This is a genomic window from Sphingomonas colocasiae, assembly GCF_019880585.1.
Classification (GTDB): domain Bacteria; phylum Pseudomonadota; class Alphaproteobacteria; order Sphingomonadales; family Sphingomonadaceae; genus Sphingobium_A; species Sphingobium_A colocasiae.
In genome coordinates this window covers 120160-141508 of record NZ_JAINVV010000012.1, presented here as the reverse complement: position 1 = coordinate 141508, position 21349 = coordinate 120160, and the positions used below count along the sequence as shown (strand labels likewise).

Sequence of the window (21349 nt, the reverse complement as noted above, 5' to 3'; positions counted from 1 at the left end):
AGGGGCGTCTAAAAGACTTGTCTTCCTGTCCGAACCAAGCAATCTGGCCCCGCCTTCCGTGAAAGCCGGAAGGTGGGGCGTGGAAACCCCAAAGGTAGCCAACTCGGTCGAATTCTCGGCCGGGTGGCATGCGCGCATGTCCAGCCGGCTTGCCGGTAAAGGCGCATGCGCCTGTGGGCTACCTCAGGTTTCCAACATCCGGCTTCGGCCGTCGCCCCGAGAGGACATAGGCGCGACGAAAGAGGCCCGAGCTGAAGACGTCGCCCGAACGGGGAGACGTCATGACGTTCATGAAGCTATCCGCGCGGCGCTGGACCAGCGCCTGCGCAATCCCGCTGGCCGCGCTCATCGCCGTGCCGGCCGAGGCGAAGAAAGCACCCGAGCCGCCCCATCAATACGGGCCCGCGCCAGACTGGGACCGCTACCGCGAACTCGGCGAACAGGCGATCCGCGCGAAGCTTCTCGATCCCGAGAGCGCCCGCTTCGAATGGCCGAGCGGTTACAAGGCGGACGGGCTCAAGACCTCACTGGCAGGCAAGAGATTTGGCTATGTAAGCTGCGGCTATGTCAATGCCCGCAACGGCTTTGGCGGCTATGTCGGACGCCGCCAGTTTGCGGTCATCATCGACAATGACAGCGTCATCGACGCCGTGGTCGAACAGAGCGAATGGTCGACGCTCCCCGACGCCTGCAAGCGCCTCGGCCTCCCGCCCGCATCGACGATGGCAGCCACCGCCAAATCCTCCGGCTTCGGCTTCTCGGTCGCCGCCCATGCCGACGGCGCCGAAGTGGCGGAGGTCCGGCCCGGCAGCCGCGCCGAGGTCGCGGGGCTTAAATCCGGCATGGTGATCATCCAGATGAACGGGGTGGCGCTGCAGGGGCTTGGCGCTTCGGTCGTCTCCCAGCTGATCGGCGCCGCCACCGGCACCGTCCAGCTCATCCTCACCGACGGCCGGGTGATCGAGATCGCAAAAGCGGATACGCCATCATGAGCAACCTCGTCATCCTGAACGATGGCGCACCGCCCCGGATCGTCCAGCGCGAAGCCGTCGGCGTCGCCAACCGCGAGGACATGCTGCGCGACCTGCTGTTCGACCATCCGGCGATGCTGCCGGTCCATGATATCGATCCGGGCTATGGCAGTCTGATCTCGGTCGCGAAGGAACTGGTCATCCCCGGCGTCGGCCGCATCGACGCGCTGCTGGTGGACGAGCATGGCAGGCTGGTGATCGTCGAGTGCAAGCTCTGGCGCAATCCGCAGGCGCGCAGGGAAGTGGTCGGCCAGATCCTCGATTATGCGCGCGAACTCGCGCATTTCTCCTATGAGGATTTGCAGCGCCAGATCTCGGCGGCGACCAAGCGGCCCGGCAATGTGCTCTACGAACTGGTCCGCGACAGCGGCGCCACCATCGACGAGGCGCGGCTGGTCGATCAGGTCTCGCGCGATCTGGCGGCGGGACGCTTCCTGCTGCTGATCGTGGGTGACGGCATCACCGAGGGCACCTCGCGCATCGGCGAGTATCTGAACGGCCACGCCAATCTCGGCTTCTCCTTCGGCATGATCGAGATGCCGCACTATCGCTTCACCGACAGCGAGGATCGCGAACGGGTCGTGGTCCAGCCCCGGGTGCTGGTGAAGACCACCAATATCGAGCGGCTGGTCATCCGCAACGAAGCCATGGGCGTCAGCGTGTCGCGGATCGAACCCGAACCGGAGACCCGGCCGCGCGCGGCCGGCACAAAGGCCGATCCCGAGATGGCTCAGCAATGGCGCGCATTCGCCGAGCGATTCCAGGCGGAGCTCAGGCTCGACGATCCCGGCCAGCCCCCGCCACGCATTGCCGGACACAACTGGATGCGCATGGACCTGCCCGGCGATGTCCATGTCACGCTGTGGCGCAGCCTGCCGCAACGCAAGGTCGGCATATTCCTTGGCCTCAAGGGTGGGGAAGGGCTCGCGCTCTACGAACGGCTCATCGCCGATCGCGAGGCGATCGACCGCGAGTTCGAGGATGCAGGGCTGCCGGGACCCGTCTGGAGCGAGAAGAGCGATCAGGCCGCGATCGAGCTGGAATGGTCCTCGCCAACGCCATGGGATGGGGCCGAAGAGGATCGCCAGATCGCGCTGCTGGCCAGCGCGGCCAACCAGTTCGCCAACAGCCTGCGGCCACGCCTGCTTGTCCGCGCTGATGCCTGAGGCGAAGCGACCTCTGCGCAACCGGGTCAACCCGTTCGGCGAGATCGTCGCCACCCCCGAGCGAGGCATGTTCATGGGCAATCGCGGCTGCCTGCACGATGCGAACCGACAGATCGTCAGACACGCCGCCAGGGACGCCTGGATCACCTGCCTGCCGCGCTGGCCGGGCATCCGGCGCCAGCTGATGCGGCCGGGCCATTATACCGAACTGTTCTTTCTCGATGAGGCTACATCGCTGGCCGCCGGGCATCGGCCCTGCGCATCCTGCCGGCCAGAGCGATGGCGGGCGTTCAGGCTGGCCTGGCAGCGGGCTCATGATTTGAACCTGCCACCCAAAGTGGCCGAGGTCGATGCGGTGCTCGGCGAGGAGCGCGGGCGGCTGGTGCCGTTCGAAGACAATGCACCGGTCGATGGCCTGATGGTCACTGATGCCGCTCGCTCGGGCGTCCGGATGTGGCGGGGCGGCGAGTGGTGGAAATGGTCGTTCGCCGGATACGAGGCAGCAACGCCGCCAGCAGGGCCCCTCAAACAAGTTACCCCGCCAGCGGTCGTGGCGACCATGCTGGCGGGGTATGATGCGTATATCGGTGCCGCCGCCGGCTAGTAGCGGCGGTTCAGTCGCTGCCCCCGCGGCCGGTTGCTGCCCGTCGGGCGTCCGGTGGAGGTATATTCCTCTTCCACCCAGCCGCGGCGATCAAACTGGAACTTGACGAACTGGGCCAGCGCGTCGACCTGATCGTCATGCCGGCTCCCCGTCGGAAAGGCGCGCAGCTCCGACCGAAATTCCCGCAGAAAGGGCGCGTCGACCGGCAGCAGGAACCGGCCGCTTTCCAGCTGACCCGTGATCCCCACCACGCGCGTCTGCTTGTCGCCGCGCGGCGTCACGCCTTTCACTTCCAGGCATTGATGCTCCTTGCGGAGTTCCTGGGCCAGCGCCCTGCCGACGCTTGCCGCCTCGATGAGGATGCGCTCGGGCTTCCAGAGCTGGCGCAGCCGGAGTGCCGAGCGCTTGAGGTCGGGATATTCCTCGCGTGCACGATACACGTCGAGCAGGAACCAGTGGCCGTCCCGGTAACCCCAGGTGTGGCAGACCGACCAGTCGCTGGTCGGTGTCGCGGTCTCGGCCGTATCCCAGCTCTGGACGATCTTGTGCCAGCGATGCCGGTGCTTCGGGTCTATGACGCCTTCATATTCGCCGAACCACTCCATCCGGATGAGATTGCCCTCGGGCGTGACCGGGTTCTGCTGGAACTGCGCCGAGAATATCTGGGGCCCAAGCTCGCGCCGAAACTCGTCGAGCACCGCCTGCGTAAACCGCGTCGGGAACAGCAGGTCGCCGGGAGCGCGTACGAAATACTCTCCATCGCCGATCGGGATCTCGGCACGCTCATCGGCAATGGCGGGCAGGTTGAGATGGCCATAGCCCTTCTCCAGCAGATAGGCGGTCAGATCGTCCTCGCTGAGCCGCTGGCTGATCGAGATCACCACGCCATTGGCAGGATCGTTCCGCCGGGTCAGCAATGTGTTCTCATACCAGTGGCGCAGCCCGTCCTTGACCGCCGCGCTTCTGATGTCTTCGGCCTTCATGCAGTCGTCGATGATGATATAGTCGGCTCCCAGACCGGTGAGCGTGCCACCCACCGATACCGCCCGGCGTGCTCCGGTCCGGGTGGTGACGACCTCGAGCTGCCGGTCGGATCCCCTGTCGATGACCATCTCGGGAAAGAGCCTTCGATACCAGTCGGACTGGACGATCGTCCGGAAGTCCTTCGCATGCTTGCGCGAGAGCTCCTCGCTATAGGCCGCGACCAGGATCTTGGCGGAGGGGCGGTGCCCCAGGACGAAGGCGGGGAACGCGACAGCCACGGTGATCGACTTCAGATGCCGGGGCGGGATGTTGATCGCGTGCCGGCGGATCTCACCCGTGAAGGCGAGGATCATCACATGACAGACCGCCATCAGATAGGGCGAGCGCTCGAGCGGCGGATCGTCGGGATGAAGCGTCGCGAAGACCTTCTGGAGGAAGACGAAAAAGTCACGGCGCAGAAGGGCTTCGAATATGCGTTGCCGGTTCATTCCCCGTCCTTTCCGAGCCGCCTGGCGAGGTCGGCTTCATAGGCTTCGAGGATCGCGCGATCGCTCTCGCTGAGCTCTTCCGCGCTCTGGCTCTTGCTGTGCTGTTCCGTCGTGTCGGGTACGGCCTCACTGTAAAGAGTCAGCAGGAAGGCGGCGGACCGGTGATCGCCCTTCATCGCCTCGGCGCGCTTGCGCATGATCAATGCCATGATCACCGGCACCTTGCGCTTGCCCCGGCCGGTCTCGACCAGGACCTTCTCGCTCATCAGGTCCCGGACGATGGTCCTGACGTTCGGCGAGCCTTTCGGGCGTCCCCTGGGATTACCCGACTGGCCGGGCTTGAAGCGCGTGGTTTTGGGCGGCTTGCCGTAGCCGACCTCATAATCCTGGGTGGCGGAGGCTGCTGGCTGCGACAATCGGGGGCGCTGGCGGAAAATGGGTTTGCGTGCTGTATCAGTCATCTTCGAAATCCACATTGCAAAGGCCCGCCGCGGCAGGGCGCCGCAGCGGGCGCATGATCAGGCTGCGCGGCGGAACGGGCGCGGGCGCGACAAGGGCGGCGCGATCGGCACAACGGTCTCGTCGTCGCACTCATCGACGTCCGGCTCGTCAACCGATGCACCGTCTTCGGGACAGCGCTCCGCCTTGACCGCGCTGAACGGCAGGCCGCCGGCTTCCAGCATCGCCTCCTTGCCGGTCGCCTCCTGCCAGCGCCGGATTGCGACATCGACATAGAGCGGGTCGAGCTCGACGCCGTAGCAGATGCGATCCGCGCGTTCGGCCGCGAGGATCGTCGAGCCCGAGCCGATAAAGCCGTCGATCACGATGTCGCCATGACGGGTGACGTCCCGAATGGCATCGGCGACCAGTGCGGTGGGCTTGACCGTCGGATGATCGGCCAGATCCGCCATCCGGCCCTTGCCGAAGCTGTTGGCGCCAGCATAGTCCCAGACATTGGTGCGATATCGGCCGTGCTTGCCCAACTCGACATTGTTGATGTGCGGGGCCTTGCCGACCTTGAAGATATAGATCAGCTCGTGCTTCGATCGATAGAGCGACCCCATCGCCCCGTTCGTCTTGTTCCAGACGCACAGGTTGAGAACCGATAATCCCACTGCCCGCGCCGCGGCGTGCAATATAGGCAGTCCGCGCCAGTCCATGCAGACCGAGAGGATCGCGCCGTCCTCGGCCTGTTCGGCCATCCGGGTCAGCGCGGTGTTCAGGAACGCCTCGAACTCGGCGTCGGACATCTCGCCGCTGGCCATCGCGAACTCGCGATGGGTTTTCTTGCCCAGTCCGGACACATGGCCTGCCACCGGGCAATTGAATGGTGGATCGCTGAACGCCATCCTGGCCCGGCGGCCCTGCATCAGGATCCGCCAGACCTCCGGCTCCAGCGACGAGCCGCAGATCAGCCGGTGCCGCCCCAGCTGCCAGACATCCCCGGCCTGCGAAATTGCAACGGGTTGCACTGGCGGCACCTCTTCCGGCTCATTCGCGTCAGCGGACGCGAGCGGCGTCATCAGCACATCGAGTTCGGCCGTGTTCCAGCCCATCACCTCGAGCGGGAAGTCGACGTCGAGCGTCAGGATCTCACCGATCTCCATCCGCAACTCATCGATATCCCAAGCGCCGAGTTCGGAGAGGCGGTTGAGCGTCAGGCGCAGCGCCCTAAGCTGGGCCGGCGACAGGTGCGAGATCCTGACCACCGGCACCTCGGTCAGCCCAAGCCTGATCGCGGCCTGGACGAGGGCATCGCCATCGATGATCCGGTTGTCCGCATCGACGGGTACCGGAGCGACGACGCCGAACGTGTCGAGCGCTGCTTCCAGTGCGCTGCTCTGCCGGTCACTGTGCTTGCGCGTGGACCGGTTCGGGCGCTGCAGCGCCTTGGGGGCCATATACTCGATACCCAGCCGGATGGCATCGGCATCGAACGGGGCATTCCTTGGATAAGCCATAAAAACCTCCGCGTGGCTCGCGGAAGGTTCGGAAGGGGCTCGGGCGCGAAGCATCACGACAGAGCATGACCTCCCTCGCCTCGCGACGAGCGATTACAATGCTCCGGTGATGCCACTCTCGGTGAGTTCCCCGGTGAGGCCGAGAAGAGCGCAGAGCGCGTGAGATGTCAATCGCGATGGTTAATATGCTGACGCCGAGGATCGGCTCAGCCTTCGCTGCATCGCCGGCACCCATTCGCTGATCGCGGAGGAGAGGTTCCCTGTTCGCGAGGGCAAATTCCCTGTTCCGCGTTCCAGGGAAATACCTGCCAGAATCGCGGATATGCGCGGGTTCCGAGAGACGGCGCGGTCAGTCGGTGCCTGTTTACGGGCGCGATTCCCTGTAAATCGCAGGGTATCAGGGAACGGTCATTCTCGCAGAAACAGGCGCGATCGAACCCGCGAAACCGGCCGAAAGCCGATTCCGTACTGCATCACAAGGCCGCGGAGAAAGCGGGGAGATTTTGCCTGTTTTGAGGGTCGGAGAACGCTCTCCGTGCTACCGGAATATGCGGAAATGGCGCGAATTTACGCCACTCTTGCGAGGAAAAGTCCTTCGTTCTCTAATACTTAGGACTAGGTGGCGGAGACGGAGGGATTCGAACCCTCGGTACGGAATTCTCCATACGACGGTTTAGCAAACCGTTGGTTTCAGCCACTCACCCACGTCTCCGAAGCAGCAGCGAAGCGCGGCTATAGCGGGCGGTTGTGCGGGGATCAACTGGGGTAAAACGAGTTTTTGGCGATACCCGTCATCTATTTCGACTCGGGTGGGCGCGTGATCGACTCGGTTCGCCGCCCGTTCATTGCAGGCTCATGCATCGGGGCGATAACCTGCGGAATGGATAGTTCCGGGGGTAGAAGATGTTGAAGACCCTGTTCGCGCGCTCGATCATCGTTGCCGCGGCTTTCTCTTTCGCCGCCGTGCCGGCCACGGCGCAGGTGCGCGACGTCGATCCCAACGAGGCGATCGACGCCGATCTGCTGCCCCCCGACCAGCAGACCCAGCTGCCGAGCGATACCGCGCCGGCCGCGCCTGCGCGTGACGACTTCCCCGCCGATTCGGTCGCCGAACCGGCGTCGCCATCGGCCGCTGCCACGACGGCTTCGTCGGTGGGCACGCAGCAGGGCACCTTCCAGAAGGGCGACCTGATCGGCGCCGCCGAAGGCGTGTTCGGTCGCGGCGCCCAAGGCCTTGCCAAGATCATCGAGGATATCCTGAAGGATCAGGGCGAGCCCAACGCCTATATCACCGGCTCCGAAGCCTCGGGCGCGATCGTCGTCGGCCTGCGCTACGGATCTGGCATGCTCCATCACAAGGTGGAGGGCGAGCGCAAGGTCTATTGGACCGGCCCGTCGATCGGCTTCGACATGGGCGGCAATGCTTCGAAGAGCTTCGTGCTCGTCTATAATCTCTACGACAGCCAGGAGCTGTATCGCCGCTATCCGCAGGGCGAAGGCACCGCCTATTTCGTCGGCGGCTTCACCGCCAGCTATCTGCGTCGCGGCGATGTCGTGCTGATTCCGATCCGGCTTGGCGCCGGCCTGCGGCTCGGCGCCAATATCGGTTATATGAAGTTCAGCGAGAAGGGACGCTGGGTCCCGTTCTGAGGATCGATCGCCATTCAGGTGATGCCTTGCTGCAAATGGCGCTGCCCTGCGCTTCCGGTGCTCACGTACTGAAGTACGCTGCGCGCCGGTTCTCGGTCGTCACCATTTTCGCTCCGGCCTGACCTGAATGGCGATCGATCCACCGAGCGCTATTCGACCCTGCCTATGAAGTGCCATGAAAGCGTTTCGCCGGCATGGAAGGGCACGAGTGAGGTCACGCCGGCGCCGATGGTTTCGGGCACCGCCACGGCGGCTTTCTCCAGCACGACGCGGCCTTCGTTGAGCGGCAGGCCGTAGAAGCGCGGCCCGTTCTCCGATGCGAAGGCCTCGAACCGGTCGAGCGCGCCTTCCTCCTCGAACACCGTCGCATAGCTTTCGAGCGCGAAGGGCGCGTTGAAGATGCCGGCGCAGCCGCACGCCGCTTCCTTGCGATCGATCGCGTGCGGCGCGCTGTCCGTCCCCAGGAAGAATTTGGGCGAGCCCGAGGTCGCGGCGCGGCGCAGCGCCAGCCGGTGATGCTCGCGCTTGGCGATCGGCAGGCAATAGGCGTGCGGGCGGATGCCGCCGGCGAAGATCGCGTTGCGGTTGATGATCAGGTGCTGCGGCGTGATCGTCGCGCCGATCGTCGGGCCGGATGCGAGCACGAAATCCGCGGCCTCGGCGGTGGTGATATGTTCGAACACGATCTTGAGTTCGGGCAGGTCGCGCGCCAGCCCGGCGAGCGTGCGATCGATGAACACGGCTTCGCGGTCGAAAATGTCGATATCGGGATCGGTCACCTCGCCATGGACGAGCAGCGGCATGCCGATGCGCTGCATCGCCTCCAGTGCGGGATAGATGGCGCGGATATCGGTCACGCCATGCGCGGCGTTCGTCGTCGCATGCGCGGGATAGAGCTTGGCGGCGGCGAACACGCCTTCGGCATAACCGCGCGCCAGTTCGTCGGGATCGGCGCCGTCGGTGAGATAACTCGTCATCAGCGGCGTGAAATCCGCATCGCCGGGCAGCGCCGCCAGGATGCGGTCGCGATAGGCGGCGGCGGCGGCGACCGTGGTGACCGGCGGGGACAGGTTGGGCATCGCGATCGCGCGCGCGAATTGCCGCGCGGTCTGGCCGGCGACGGCGGCCAGCATCTCGCCGTCGCGCAGATGGACGTGCCAGTCGTCGGGGCGCCTGATTTCCAGTCGCGTATTTTCTGTCGCGGTCATTGCAGCTCCGGCTTGGGATTCTTCGCGACCGTCCTTAACTAGTGGCGATGACCGGCACCACCCTTAGCGACCGCGCCGTGGTCCGTCTTTCCGGAGACGATGTCCGCGGCTTCCTTCAAGGCCTCGTCACCAACGACGTCAGCGGCGCATTGCCGGTCTGGGCGGGCCTGCTGACCGCGCAGGGCAAGGCGCTGTTCGATTTCATCCTGTGGGCCGATGGCGAGGATGTGCTGATCGATTGCGAAGCCGGGCAGGCCGATGCGCTGATTCGCCGCCTGTCGCTCTATCGGCTGCGCCGGCAGATCGCGATCGCGCGCGACGAATCGCTTGCCGTCCATTGGGCGCTGCAGGCCGATGCGCCGGAAGATCCCCGTCTGGGCGGCCTTGGCCATCGCTGGATCGCGCCGCCGGGCGAGCCGGCGACGGGCTGGCACGCGCACCGCCTGTCGCTGGGCGTCGCCGAAGGCGCGGCGGAGCTGGGCCAGGACAAGACGCTCTGGCTGGAATGCAATGCCGCCGAACTGGGCGGCGTCAGCTTCACCAAGGGCTGCTATGTCGGCCAGGAGAATACCGCGCGGATGAACTGGCGGCAGAAGGTCAATCGTCGCCTGGCGGTCGTGCGCGTTGATGCGGATCCGGGCGAAGCCGCGATGGCCTGGTATCCCGCGCTTGGCCTGGCGGTGATGCGGCTGCGTGTCGAGGCGCTGGCTGCGACGCCGGGCGTGATCCTGCCGGCCTGGCTGGCGGACGCGGTCGCATGAGGCGGCTGTTCGCGGCGCTGCTGCCGCTTCTGCTGCTCGGCGCGGCGCCCGCGCCGATTCCCGTCGAGCAGCCGGAAATCGTCGCCACCTTTCCACATGACGCCACCGCCTTCACCGAAGGGTTGATCTATCTCGATGGCCGGCTGTTCGAAAGCACCGGCCTCGAAGGCCAGTCCGTCGTCCGCGAAGTGCGGCTGGAGGACGGCAAGGTGCTGCGCGAGGCGGAGATCGACGCGCGCTATTTCGGCGAGGGGCTGGTCGACTGGAAGAACAAGCTGATCAGCCTGACTTGGCAGCACGGCATCGGCTTCATCTGGGACCGTGCGACCTTCAGGAAGATCGGCACGTTCAAATATCGCGGCGAAGGTTGGGCATTGACGCGCAACGATCGCGAGATCGTGATGAGCGACGGCACGCCGTTCCTGCGCTTCCTCGATCCCGATACGCTCAAGGAGAAGCGCCGGTTGCAGGTGACGGCGGACGGCCGCCCGGTTCCCCGGCTCAACGAACTCGAATGGGTGAAGGGAGAGATCCTCGCCAATATCTGGCTGACCGACCGGATCGCGCGGATCGATCCGGTGACGGGCAAGGTGAAGGGCTGGATCGACGTTTCGGCGCTGTCGGCCGCCTCGGGCCGGCGCGGGCGCGACGATGTCGCCAACGGCATCGCCTATGACAGCCGCAAGGACCGGCTGTTCGTGACCGGCAAGAACTGGCCGGTGCTGTATCAGATCAGGCTGGGTAAGGCGCGTTAGCGGCTAAATCTCACCGTTTGTCCCGAGCCCTTCGACTGCCTGCCAAGGCAGGCGCTCAGGACAGGCTTCTCCGCTTCGCGGAGAAGTCGAGGGACGTTCGGGGCCCGCGCTAAGTGTCTCGACTGCGCTCGACACGAACGGATTGTAGGAGTCCGAATGGGATTCACCCACCCGTGTTGACCCAGCCGACTTGCGGATCGTTGAAATCGATCACGTCGTTCAATTCCCAGACATTGCCATAGCCATAGCCGACCAGATTGATGAAGGTCTGGATGTTGAGCGCGAGCGGGCGGGATTTGAGCATCACCGGCGGCCGGTCGTTGCGGAAATTATTGTTGCAATAGATCAGGATCGGGCGATCGCGATCCGGCCCGATCGCCTGGGCCAGGCTTTCGGCGGTGAAATCGGTGAAGGGCAGGTTGACCGCCCCGGCGATATGGCCGCGCGCATAGGCGTCGGCGGAGCGCGCATCCAGGATCAGCACGCCCGGCCTGGCGGCTTCCGCCTTGAAGCGCGCGAAGTCGATCAGCCGGTCTCGCCGCTGCGCCTCCACTTTCATGGTCAGCTCGCGAAAGCCCGGATAGTCGATCTGGGGATTGCGGTCCGACTGGGCGAGCACCGGCGTCGCCACGGCAAGCGGAAGCAGGATGAACAGGGCGCGGATCATCGGCGATCTCCTGGATGGATGCCGGTATCTGGATGAAGCGTGCTGCATGGCGGCTGAACGGCCCATGGCATGGCGATGATGCTTGCCCCGCGTCGCGGGCGGCGTAAGGCTGGCGGGCATCGTTTTCCGAGGGTTCTCCACATGCTGCGCCGCGCCGCCCTGTTCCTCTCCGCGCTTTGCTTGTCCGCGCCCGCGATGGCCGCGGACAATCCCATCGACGCCGGCCGCATCACCGAAACCGTCAAGACGCTCGCTTCCGATGCGTTCGAAGGACGCGCGCCGGGCACGCCGGGCGAGGCGAAGACGATCGATTATCTGATCGGCCGCTTCAAGGCGCTGGGGCTGGAGCCGGGCGGCACCGACGGCGGCTGGACGCAGGATGTACCGCTGCTCCACACCCGGCTGGGCACGCCGGCGAAGCTCGGCACCACGCGCGGCGGTGCGTTCCGTCCGCTGACGACCGGCAAGGACATCTATCTCAGCACCTTGCAACCGACGGACCGGGCGCTGGTCGATGGCGCGCCGCTGGTGTTCGTCGGTTATGGCGTGGAAGCGGCCGAACGCGGCTGGGACGATTTCAAGGGCGCCGACCTCAAGGGCAAGATCGCGGTCTTCCTGATCAACGATCCCGATTTCGAGGCGGTTCCCGGCGAAGATGCCGTCGGCAGGTTCGGCGGGCGGACCATGACCTATTATGGGCGCTGGACCTACAAGTTCGAAGAAGCCGCGCGGCGCGGCGCGATCGGTGCGCTGATCGTGCATGATACGGCGGGCGTCGGCTATGGCTGGAATGTCGTGGTGAGCGCCGGGGGCGAGAATTACGGCATCGTCCGGCCCGCCCATGAGGTGACGAGCCTGAAGGTGCAGGGCTGGCTGAGCGGTGACGCATCGACGGCCTTGTTCCGCGATGCGGGGCTCGATCTGGCGGCGTTGCGCGTCGCCGCGCGCCGCGCCGATTTTCGCCCCGTGCCGCTTTCCGGCCTGAGCTTCTCCACCGATATCCCGGTCACGCGTGAGGTGGTCCGGAGCCGCAACGTGCTGGCGCGGATTCCCGGTACTGCCCGCGCGCAGGAAACGGTGATGCTCGGTGCGCATTGGGACGCCTATGGCATCGGCGCGCCCGATGCGCAGGGGCGGACGATCCGTGCGGGCGCCAATGACGACGCGATCGGCATCGCCGCGTTGCTGGAGATCGCGCGGGCCCTCAAGGCCGGGCCGCCACCCGCGCGCAGCCTGGTGTTCGCGGCCTGGACCGCCGAGGAGCGCGGGCTGCTCGGTTCGGATTATTATGCGGCGAACCCGATCTATCCGCTCGACCGGACGGTCGCGAACCTGACGGTCGATGTGCTCCAGACCGCGGGCCGTGCGCGCGACGTCATCCTGGTCGGGCAGGGGCAGACGGTGCTCGAAGACGATCTGGCCCGTCTCGCCGCGACGCAGGGCCGCACCGTCACACCCGAAAACCTGCCGGAGCGCGGGCTGTTCTACCGCGCCGACCATTTTCCCTTCGCCAAGCGCGGTGTGCCGGTGCTGCTGATGATGAGTCTGGCGGGCGCGTCGGACATGGTCGATGGCGGTCGCGCGGCGGGCCAGCGCTGGGTGGATGACTATACCGGCCGCTGTTACCACCAGCCCTGCGATGCCTGGACGCCCGACTGGAATCTCGATGGGGCGGTGATGGATATCGATCTGGTCCGCCGCCTCGCCGTCGAGCTTGCGGGATCCAGCCGTTGGCCCGGCTGGAAGGACGGATCCGAATTCAAGGCGCTCCGCGAGCGGAGCGCGGCTGCGCGGAAGTAAGATTCAGGGCAATATCCCCGCCCATGCTTCCTCATGACTGCCCTGGTGATTGGCCATGCCGGGTTTGGTCAGGCAGCCGCGCGGGGGCACGAAGCTGGTGATCCGCCGCACGGGCATTTCATGCCACTGGATGTTGAACGCCCGGTTGATCGGGAAGAAGCACAGGCTCGAATAATCGAGATGGTCGTGGATCCACCACGCGAGCCGCGTCCAGTCGCCCGGCTGGTCGAAGCGTTCGATGAAGCCGGGAACGACGATGCAGGCCGTCGCGCCCATGAAGCCATGGGCGTCGCGCCGGTCCCAGATATGGTCGGCGGCGCTCGCCTCGTTCATCGAGCAATTATAGCCCTTGGCGCCCTTGCGCATCAGCCGGTTGCCAAGCCCGTTGACCTCCACCGAACGATAGGCGCCACGGATCGCGATGCGGCCGAAGGCGTCTTGCAGCGGTTCGAGCAAGTCCTCGCACAGCCGCGTGCCCGCCGCGATGGCGAGATCGGGATCGTCGGGCACGTTCGCGATCCCGTGGATCGCCGCGATCTCCGAAAACAGGAAATCGCGCATGAAGAAGGAGCGGGACAGGCGGACGCGGCCCAGGTTGCTGAGCGCATCGACGCTGGCGGGCTTGCGCATGGTTTCACTCCGTTCCGAGCAATGCGGCGATATCGCGTGCCGCGCGGACGATACGCAGGATATGGACCACCTCGCCGTCCACGCGATAGGCGACGATCGTCCGGCGCCTGAACGTCATCGTCCGCATTCCGGGAACGAGATGATCGCGCGGGGTTCCACGGCCCGGGAAATCGGCAAGCCCGTTCGCAAATGCCTCGACTTGCAGGACATAGCCGTGCGCGACATCCATATCGGCACGCTCGTCGATCCAGTCGTAAAGCTCCAGCAGATCGTCGCGTGCTGCCGGATGCCAGAGGATGCTATGCGTCACGTGCCCGGCGGTTCGCATGATGCGCCGCGATCGAGGCCGACACGTCCTCCCCGGACAGCAAGGGGCGCGGATCGGCCAGCGCTTGCTCGACCCTGGCCTTGATCAGCGCGTCGAGTGCAGCTTCCTCGCGATCGAGCGCGCGCAGGCCCGCGCGTACCACTTCGCTGATCGAGCCATAGCGCCCCGATGCGACATGCGCCTGGGCGCGCTTGGTCATCTCGCCGAGCGTTACGGTGATGGGCTTGATCGCGCGATCGGTCATGCGGCCTCCTATGACAATGTCATATAAGGCTATTGGTTTCCGCACTCAAGCGCGGTCGATGATATGACAACGGGTGCGGGTTCATCACCCGCACCCATCGTTATGGCCCGATCTTTCGAACCCGCTCTTTTCTTTTAAGCCGCGAGCTTCCTCAGCACGTACGGCAGGATGCCGCCGTTGAGGAAATAGTCGAGCTCGTTGACGGTATCGATGCGGCACAGCGTCTCGAAGCTTTCCTCCGAGCCGTCGGCGCGCGTCAGCTTGACGGTGACGGTCTGGCGCGGGCGGAGCGCGGAGACATTCTCGATCGTGAAGCTCTCCGATCCATCCAGGCCCAGCGTCTGGCGGTCGACACCCTCGGCGAACTGCAGCGGCAGCACGCCCATGCCGACCAGGTTGGAGCGGTGGATACGCTCGAAGCTTTCGGCGATGACGGCGCGCACGCCCAGCAGGTTGGTGCCCTTGGCCGCCCAGTCGCGGCTGGAGCCGGTGCCATATTCCTTGCCGGCGATCACGATCAGCGGCGTGCCGTCCGCCTTGTAGCGCATCGCGGCGTCATAGATCGCCATCTGCTCGCCCTTATAGGCCGAATAGCCGCCTTCGACGCCCGGCAGCATCTCGTTCTTGATGCGGATATTGGCGAAGGTGCCGCGCATCATCACGTCGTGGTTGCCGCGGCGCGCGCCATAGCTGTTGAAGTCGGCCTTGCTGACCTGATGCTCCTGCAGGAAGATGCCGGCCGGGCTGTCGGCCTTGATGCTGCCGGCGGGCGAGATGTGGTCGGTCGTGATCGAATCGGCGAAGATCGCGAGCGGACGCGCCTCGATGATGTCCTGCACCGGGGCGGGCGTCATGCTCATGCCCTCGAAATAGGGCGGGTTGGCGACATAGGTGCTGCCCGCGCGCCACGTATAGGTGTCCGAACCCTCGACCTCGATCGCGCGCCATTTCTCGTCGCCCGAAAAGACATGGGCGTAGCGCGCCTGGAACATGCCGCGATCGATATTGGCGTCCATCACCTCGCGAACCTCGGCATTGGTCGGCCAGATGTCCTTCAGGAACACGTCCTGGCCGTCCGAGCCCTGGCCGATCGGCGTTTCGGTCATGTCCTCGGTCACGGTGCCCTTCAACGCATAGGCGACGACGAGCGGCGGCGAGGCGAGGAAGTTGGCGCGCACGTCGGGCGAGACGCGGCCTTCGAAGTTGCGGTTGCCCGAAAGCACCGAGGCGGCGACGATGTCGTTGCCGTTGATCGCGGCGGAGATCGGCGCGGCGAGCGGACCCGAATTGCCGATGCAGGTGGTGCAGCCATAGCCGACCAGGTTGAAGCCGACGGCGTTCAGGTCTTCGGTCAGGCCGGCCTTGTCGAGATAGTCGGTGACGACCTGGCTGCCGGGCGCGAGCGAGGTCTTGACCCAGGGCTTGGGCTTCAGGCCCAGCTTGTTGGCCTTGCGCGCCACCAGGCCGGCGGCGACGAGCACCGACGGGTTGGAGGTGTTGGTGCAGCTCGTGATCGCAGCGATGACGACGTCGCCGTCACCGATATCGTGATCCTTGCCGTCGACGGCGACGCGCGCGGGGCGCTGCTTGGAATAGACCTTGGAGAGGTCGCCGTTGAACACTTCGTCCACCGCGTCGAGCGAGACGCGGTCCTGCGGGCGCTTGGGGCCGGCGAGGCTGGGGCGGACGCTGTCCATGTCGAGTTCGAGCGTGTCGGTGAAGACCGGATCGGGTGCATCGGCCGACCACCACATGCCTTGCGCCTTGGCATAGGCCTCGGTCAGCGCGATCTGTTCCTCGCTTCGGCCGGTCAGGCGCATATAATCGAGCGTCTTGTCGTCGATGCCGAAGAAGCCGCAGGTCGCGCCATATTCGGGCGCCATGTTGGCGATGGTCGCGCGGTCGGCGAGGCTGAGCGCGTCGAGGCCCGGGCCGAAGAATTCGACGAAGCGGCCGACCACGCCCTTGGCGCGGAGCATCTGGGTGACGGTGAGCACCAGATCGGTGGCGGTGACGCCCTCGGCCAGGGTGCCGCTCAGCTTGAAGCCGACGACTTCGGGGATGAGCATCGAAACGGGCTGGCCGAGCATCGCGGCCTCGGCCTCGATGCCGCCGACGCCCCAGCCGAGCACGCCCAGGCCGTTGACCATGGTGGTGTGGCTGTCGGTGCCGACGCAGGTGTCGGGATAGGCGACGGTTTCACCCGCGCCGTCGACCGAGGTCCACACCGCCTGCGCGATATGCTCGAGATTGACCTGGTGGCAGATGCCGGTGCCCGGGGGCACGACCTTGAAATTGTCGAGCGCCTTCGAACCCCATTTCAGGAACTCGTAGCGCTCGCCGTTGCGCTGATATTCCAGCTCGACATTGTCCTCGAACGCCTTGGGCGTGCCGAACTCGTCGACCATCACCGAGTGATCGATGACGAGATGGACGGGCACCAGCGGATTGATCTTCTGCGCGTCGCCGCCCAGCGCGTTCATCGCGTCGCGCATCGCCGCCAGATCGACGACGCAGGGAACGCCCGTGAAGTCCTGCATCAGCACGCGCGCGGGGCGATACTGGATCTCGCGGTTGGAGCGCTGGTCCTTCTGCCAGTCGACGATCGCCTGGATGTCCTCGACGGTGACGGTCACGCCGTCTTCGAAGCGCAGCAGGTTTTCCAGCAGCACCTTCATCGAGAAGGGCAGGCGGCTCACATCGCCCAGCTTGCCGGCCGCCTTGGCCAGTGAATAATAATGAACCGTCTGTCCGCCCGCGGAAAGCGCGGTGCGGGTGGAGAGCGTGTCCTGGCCAATGGCGGTCATATGCTTTTGCCCCTTCGCTGTGCGGCACGGGCGGGGATACGCCGTTCAAGGCGGCCCGTGCGGGTTATGGAAAAGCCCGCAAATGCGGGAGTCGCGCGGGCTTTAGCAGGGGGTTTCGGGGGTGGAAAGGGTGTGAAGGCTCTGAATCGCACGCATGGGGCATTCTGCCGCCGGAACCGCGGGTTTCCGCGCGCTACCGCTCGGTGATCTGTTGCCAGGACAGGTCGAACCGGGCGAGATATTTGCGCAGTCGGTCGGCATCATTGGCCGAGGTCCGCCGCGATCGCGACGCCGCGAATAAGGTGCGGCCGGCTTCCGACAGCGATCGGCTACGGCTACAGGTCTCGACGACATGGGCGAGCTGGACGCGGTCGAATGGATCGAGCGCCGCGATCTGGTCGGGCGTCAATAACCGATCGAGATCATCCGTTGATTGCGTGCCGGACGACCAGAGGCGTCCCAGTCGCGCGACTTCCGCATCGACGCAATCCAGATCGATCCGTCCCTTGGGCGAAAAGGTCGCCATGCGTGTGACGCTGGCGGCGAGGTCGCGGAAATTGCCGGGCCAGCGCGCCTCCGCACCGCATGCGAAGGCGAGATAGCGGTCGCGCGCCTCGCGATTGAAGGTGACGCGCATGCCGTCGCGCTCGGCATGGCGATCGAGCTCGTAATCGAGATTGGGCGCGATATCCTCGCGCCGCTCGGCGAGGCCGGGCAGGGTGAAGGTCCACAGGTTGAGCCGCGCGAACAGGTCGTCGCGGAAACGCCCTTCGGCCACCGCCTGCGCCAGATCGCGATTGGTGCCCGCGATCAGCTGGAAGTCGCTGCCCACTTCCTTGTCGGCGCCGACGGGCAGGAAGCGCTTGTCCTCGATCGCGCGCAGGATCATCGCCTGTTCGTCCAGCCCGAGCTCGCCGATCTCGTCGAGGAACAGCGTGCCGGTGTCGGCGGTGCGCAACAGGCCCGGCCGATCGGCGGCGGCGCCGGTGAAGGCGCCGCGGCGATGGCCGAACAGCGCGGACATCGCGCCGTCGCCCTTCAGCGTGGCACAATTCACCTCGACGAACGGGCCCTTCACGTGGTGCTTGAGCCGCTTGAGTTCGTAGATGCGGCGCGCGAGCTGGCTCTTGCCGGCACCCGTCGGCCCCATCAGCAGGATCGGCGCACGCGACCGGATCGCCACCTGCTCGATCTCGTCGATCATCCGGTTGAAGCCAGCATTGCGCGTGTCGATGCCCGATTTCAGGAAGGAGGTGCTTTCCGCGCTCGCCGCCGCGAAACGCGTCGCGATGCTGTCATAGCGCGACAGGTCGAGGTCGATCACGTTCCAGCTTCCCGGCGCACCCGTGGGCATGCCGCGCTTGGGCTGGGTCTGGAGGAGCCGGCCGGGCAGGTAACGCGCCTCGGTCAGCAGGAACAGGCAGATCTGCGCGACATGCGTGCCGGTGGTGATGTGGATCAGATAGTCTTCGCTGTCCGGATCGAAGGGCTCGGCGCGCGCGAAGTCGAGCAGCTTGCCGTAGACCTCCTCGAAATCCCAGGGATTGTCGAAGCTCAGCAGGCGGCGATCGACTGTGGTTTCGGGCGACACGGCGGCGATGTCTTCCGCGATATATTCGGCCAGCCGCACATGCTGGGAGCCATGCAGCATGACGAAGCGATCGACGCGCAGATCGTCATGCATGGCGAGCCCGACCGACGGGCGCCACTTGTTCCAGCGCGACGGGCCGAATTTGCTCGCATCGAGCGTCGATCCCAGGAATCCGATCACCACAAGCGGTCTCATGCCTATCCTATAGGATAAAATCCTATCGGTAGCGATAGGATTTTTGGAAGTTGCTGCCTGACGCGATTTTGCGGGTTTCAGTGAAACTGGAATAAATATCAATTTATATCAGATAGATATTAGAATTTTCAGGCGGGGCTGATCGAACTGGCACGGCATGTGCTGATGAAGAGCATGTCGGACGGCGCGTCATGCGGGTGCCGACAGTGCAGCCAGAGGGGCGGCCGGAATCGGCCGGCCGCCCCAAGAACAAGGAAGATGCCCATGGCCAACAAGAGCCTTTTCGCTTCCGCCGTCGCGATGCTTTTGCCGCGCGCGGATGCCGTGAACCGTCAGGGTGCGCCCGCCTATGCCTATGGGCCGGAGGCGAAGCTTGCCCAGCTCGCGGCGACCGGCACGCTGGCCGACAATTTCTACGGGCGGGCCGATGGCCAGCTTGCGGATGTGCTGGACGCGGCCCGCGCGGCCGATCCATATTTCGTCGCGCAGGCCGCCATCTACGCCCGTACATCGGGTGCGATGAAGGATATGCCGGCCTTGCTGGCCGCGTATCTGACGGTCGCCGATCCCGATCTCGCTGTCCGTGTTTTCGGGCGCGTGATCGACAATGGCCGCATGCTGCGCAACTTCGTGCAGATCATGCGTTCGGGTCAGGTCGGCCGTAGCTCGCTGGGCTCGCGCCCGAAGCGGCTGGTCCAGCGCTGGCTGGAACAGGCGTCGATGCGCGATCTGATGGCGGCCGCCACCGGCGGCGATCCGTCGCTCGCGGACATCGTCAGGATGGTCCACCCCAAGCCGGCGGATGCCGCGCGGCGCGCCTTTTACGGCTGGCTGATCGGCCGTCCCTATGACGTCGCCGCGCTGCCCGTCGAGATCGCCGCGTTCGAGGCGTGGAAGCGCGATCCCGCGTTGCCGTTGCCGGCGGTGCCATTCGAATGGCTGACTGCTTTTCCGCTCGGCGCGGAACAATGGGGCGAACTGGCGGCCCGCATGGGCTGGCAGGCGCTGCGGATGAACCTCAACATGCTCGCTCGCAAGGGTGCGTTCGATGTCGAGGGCGTGGCCGATAGGGTCGCCGCGCGGCTGTCCGACGCGCAGGCGCTCGGCAAGGTCCGGCCCATGCCCTATCAGTTGATGGTGGCATTGGGCCAGGTCGATGCGGGTGTGCCGCTCAAGATCCAGGCGGCGCTCGAGGATGCGCTGGAGCTTTCGCTCCGTGGCGTGCCCAAGGTGCCGGGCCGGATCGTCGTCTGTCCCGATGTGTCGGGTTCGATGAGTTCGCCGGTGACGGGGTACCGCAAGGGCGCTTCGTCGAAGGTGCGGTGCATCGATGTCGCGGCGCTGGTCGCGGCGGCGATGCTGCGGACCAACCGCCAGGCGCGGGTGATGCCGTTCGAACAGCGGGTGGTTCCGCTGGCGCTCGCGCCGCATGCCCGCGTCGCGGTCAATGCGGCGAAGCTGGCGGCGATCGGCGGAGGCGGAACCAATGTTTCGGCGCCGCTGGCGATGCTCAATGCGGAAAAGGCCGCGGTGGATCTGGTGGTGATCGTTTCGGACAACGAGTCCTGGATCGACGCCAGCCGCTATGGCGCGACCGCGACGATGCGCGAATGGGATGTGCTGAAGCGCCGGAATCCGGCGGCGAAGCTCGTCTGCATCGACATCCAGCCTTACGGCACGACCCAGGCCCGGGATCGCGCCGACATCATCAATGTCGGGGGTTTCTCCGACGCGGTGTTCGACACGATCGCGCGCTTCGTCTCCGGCGAGACGCGCGACTGGGTCGGCATCATCAAGCAAGTGGAGGTTTGATCAACAGGGTCGTGGCGAATGCTGGCGGGACTACATCCACCAGAAGACAGGTCCGACGAGTAAAGCGCCTGGGAAAGCAGCGATGCGATCACGGGAGATGCGGGTTCGAATCCCGCCGCTGAAACGTAGCTTAAGGACCGCCGTCTCGCCGAAACTCGTCGCCACGGCCCTGTCGACATCATGGCGAATGCCAGTGGAACTACACGGACTTCAGTGTCGCCGGTTCGATTCCGGCCGGGCGAAAGCCCGTAGCTCAGTGGATAGAGCATGAGGCTGTTTCACGACCAACTCGTCGCCGTGAACGAATGTGCATCCAGGCGAATGCCTGACGGACTACATGGACTCTTAATCCCCTGGTCGCGGGTTCGAATCCCGCCGGGCCGTCAATCGGTCCGTAGCTCAGCGGTAGAGCGGGAAACGTCCGTCAAATCCTCGTCGCCATCGGATGCGCGCCGGCGAATGCCGGCGGGACTACAGGACAGAGCGCCCGCTTGCGGGAGGCCGGCGGTTCAACTCCGCCTCCGGGAAACCGGATAGCTCAGGGAAATGTCTCGCCATTGCTCGTCGCCGGCAATGATCGACGCACAAACAGGGTGTAGCTCAGGTGCGTGAGAGCGCCGGCCTTGGGAGCCGGAGGCCGCTGGTTCGAGTCCAGCCGCTCTGACCA

18 protein-coding genes and 4 tRNA genes are annotated in these 21349 nt (G+C 65.5%); 11 read left to right on the top strand and 11 right to left on the bottom strand.

Features of this window, described 5'->3' with window-relative positions:
- The first annotated feature begins 281 nt into the window (after positions 1 to 281).
- From K7G82_RS24535 to K7G82_RS24525, 3 genes are read left to right on the top strand one after another with little or no spacing between them, the layout of a single operon-like run.
- Complete coding sequence (locus K7G82_RS24535; protein ID WP_222992596.1) at positions 282 to 992, top strand: PDZ domain-containing protein; 711 nt, start codon at positions 282 to 284, stop codon at positions 990 to 992.
- Entirely contained in the window at positions 989 to 2197 is a 1209-nt protein-coding gene (locus K7G82_RS24530) for a PDDEXK family nuclease (RefSeq protein WP_222992595.1), read from the top strand. Before K7G82_RS24535 ends, K7G82_RS24530 begins: the two co-directional genes overlap by 4 nt.
- Positions 2178 to 2801: a hypothetical protein gene (locus K7G82_RS24525; RefSeq protein ID WP_222992594.1), complete on the top strand. Its 624-nt coding sequence runs from the start codon at positions 2178 to 2180 to the stop codon at positions 2799 to 2801. Before K7G82_RS24530 ends, K7G82_RS24525 begins: the two co-directional genes overlap by 20 nt.
- Here the strand turns inward: K7G82_RS24525 and terL are convergent.
- The 4 genes from terL to K7G82_RS24505 all read right to left on the bottom strand — a co-directional run bounded on the left by terL (position 2798) and on the right by K7G82_RS24505 (position 6946).
- Positions 2798 to 4273 carry a phage terminase large subunit gene (gene terL / locus K7G82_RS24520; RefSeq protein WP_222992593.1) on the bottom strand — a complete coding sequence of 492 codons (1476 nt, stop codon included), beginning with the start codon at positions 4271 to 4273 and terminating at the stop codon, positions 2798 to 2800. The two genes, K7G82_RS24525 and terL, sit on opposite strands and share 4 nt — an antisense overlap.
- Positions 4270 to 4734, bottom strand: coding sequence for a DUF5681 domain-containing protein (locus tag K7G82_RS24515; RefSeq protein ID WP_222992592.1), 465 nt, complete (start codon positions 4732 to 4734; stop codon positions 4270 to 4272). The genes terL and K7G82_RS24515 overlap by 4 nt, the downstream gene beginning before the upstream one ends.
- Before the next feature lie 57 nt (positions 4735 to 4791).
- A complete protein-coding gene (locus K7G82_RS24510) occupies positions 4792 to 6234 on the bottom strand; it encodes a site-specific DNA-methyltransferase (protein WP_222992591.1) in 1443 nt (480 codons plus the stop codon).
- A gap of 620 nt (positions 6235 to 6854) precedes the next feature.
- A tRNA-Ser gene (locus K7G82_RS24505) sits at positions 6855 to 6946 on the bottom strand.
- Between the two features lie 191 nt (positions 6947 to 7137).
- Between K7G82_RS24505 and K7G82_RS24500 the strand changes: the two genes are divergently transcribed.
- The gene (locus tag K7G82_RS24500; RefSeq protein WP_222992590.1) at positions 7138 to 7884 is read left to right on the top strand and encodes a DUF1134 domain-containing protein; all 747 of its coding nucleotides are present in this window, start codon (positions 7138 to 7140) and stop codon (positions 7882 to 7884) included.
- 149 nt (positions 7885 to 8033) lie between these two features.
- Here K7G82_RS24500 and pyrC read toward each other — a convergent pair whose 3' ends face one another.
- On the bottom strand, positions 8034 to 9092 hold the full coding sequence (gene pyrC / locus K7G82_RS24495) for a dihydroorotase (RefSeq protein ID WP_222992589.1): 1059 nt from the start codon (positions 9090 to 9092) through the stop codon (positions 8034 to 8036).
- Between the two features lie 47 nt (positions 9093 to 9139).
- Between pyrC and ygfZ the strand changes: the two genes are divergently transcribed.
- The gene (gene ygfZ, locus K7G82_RS24490; protein ID WP_222992588.1) at positions 9140 to 9853 is read left to right on the top strand and encodes a CAF17-like 4Fe-4S cluster assembly/insertion protein YgfZ; all 714 of its coding nucleotides are present in this window, start codon (positions 9140 to 9142) and stop codon (positions 9851 to 9853) included.
- Complete coding sequence (locus tag K7G82_RS24485; protein ID WP_222992587.1) at positions 9850 to 10608, top strand: glutaminyl-peptide cyclotransferase; 759 nt, start codon at positions 9850 to 9852, stop codon at positions 10606 to 10608. The genes ygfZ and K7G82_RS24485 overlap by 4 nt, the downstream gene beginning before the upstream one ends.
- A gap of 163 nt (positions 10609 to 10771) precedes the next feature.
- On the opposite strand, the gene K7G82_RS24480 is transcribed toward K7G82_RS24485, so the two are convergent.
- Positions 10772 to 11275: a rhodanese-like domain-containing protein gene (locus tag K7G82_RS24480; RefSeq protein ID WP_222992586.1), complete on the bottom strand. Its 504-nt coding sequence runs from the start codon at positions 11273 to 11275 to the stop codon at positions 10772 to 10774.
- Between the two features lie 141 nt (positions 11276 to 11416).
- On the opposite strand from K7G82_RS24480, the gene K7G82_RS24475 reads away from it, so the two are divergent.
- The gene (locus K7G82_RS24475; RefSeq protein ID WP_222992585.1) at positions 11417 to 13075 is read left to right on the top strand and encodes a M28 family metallopeptidase; all 1659 of its coding nucleotides are present in this window, start codon (positions 11417 to 11419) and stop codon (positions 13073 to 13075) included.
- Positions 13076 to 13078: 3 nt separating this feature from the next.
- Here the strand turns inward: K7G82_RS24475 and K7G82_RS24470 are convergent, their stop codons facing one another.
- The 5 genes from K7G82_RS24470 to rtcR all read right to left on the bottom strand — a co-directional run bounded on the left by K7G82_RS24470 (position 13079) and on the right by rtcR (position 18870).
- The gene (locus K7G82_RS24470; RefSeq protein WP_222992584.1) at positions 13079 to 13705 is read right to left on the bottom strand and encodes a hypothetical protein; all 627 of its coding nucleotides are present in this window, start codon (positions 13703 to 13705) and stop codon (positions 13079 to 13081) included.
- A gap of 4 nt (positions 13706 to 13709) precedes the next feature.
- Positions 13710 to 14015, bottom strand: coding sequence for a type II toxin-antitoxin system RelE/ParE family toxin (locus tag K7G82_RS24465; protein WP_222992583.1), 306 nt, complete (start codon positions 14013 to 14015; stop codon positions 13710 to 13712).
- Positions 14005 to 14277, bottom strand: a complete 273-nt coding sequence (locus tag K7G82_RS24460) for a type II toxin-antitoxin system ParD family antitoxin (RefSeq protein ID WP_222992582.1) — start codon at positions 14275 to 14277, stop codon at positions 14005 to 14007. Before K7G82_RS24460 ends, K7G82_RS24465 begins: the two co-directional genes overlap by 11 nt.
- A 134-nt stretch (positions 14278 to 14411) precedes the next feature.
- Positions 14412 to 17084 (bottom strand): aconitate hydratase AcnA, encoded by a 2673-nt coding sequence (acnA, locus tag K7G82_RS24455; protein ID WP_222992581.1) that lies wholly within the window; start codon positions 17082 to 17084, stop codon positions 14412 to 14414.
- A gap of 193 nt (positions 17085 to 17277) precedes the next feature.
- On the bottom strand, positions 17278 to 18870 hold the full coding sequence (gene rtcR / locus K7G82_RS24450) for an RNA repair transcriptional activator RtcR (protein WP_222992580.1): 1593 nt from the start codon (positions 18868 to 18870) through the stop codon (positions 17278 to 17280).
- A 264-nt stretch (positions 18871 to 19134) separates the two neighbouring features.
- Here rtcR and K7G82_RS24445 point away from each other — a divergent pair, with 264 nt between their 5' ends.
- From K7G82_RS24445 to K7G82_RS24430, 4 genes are all read left to right on the top strand, one after another.
- Entirely contained in the window at positions 19135 to 20682 is a 1548-nt protein-coding gene (locus K7G82_RS24445; RefSeq protein ID WP_222992579.1) for a vWA domain-containing protein, read from the top strand.
- 242 nt (positions 20683 to 20924) lie between these two features.
- A tRNA-OTHER gene (locus K7G82_RS24440) sits at positions 20925 to 21063 on the top strand.
- Positions 21064 to 21073: 10 nt separating this feature from the next.
- A tRNA-OTHER gene (locus tag K7G82_RS24435) sits at positions 21074 to 21210 on the top strand.
- A gap of 61 nt (positions 21211 to 21271) precedes the next feature.
- A tRNA-Pro gene (locus K7G82_RS24430) sits at positions 21272 to 21349 on the top strand.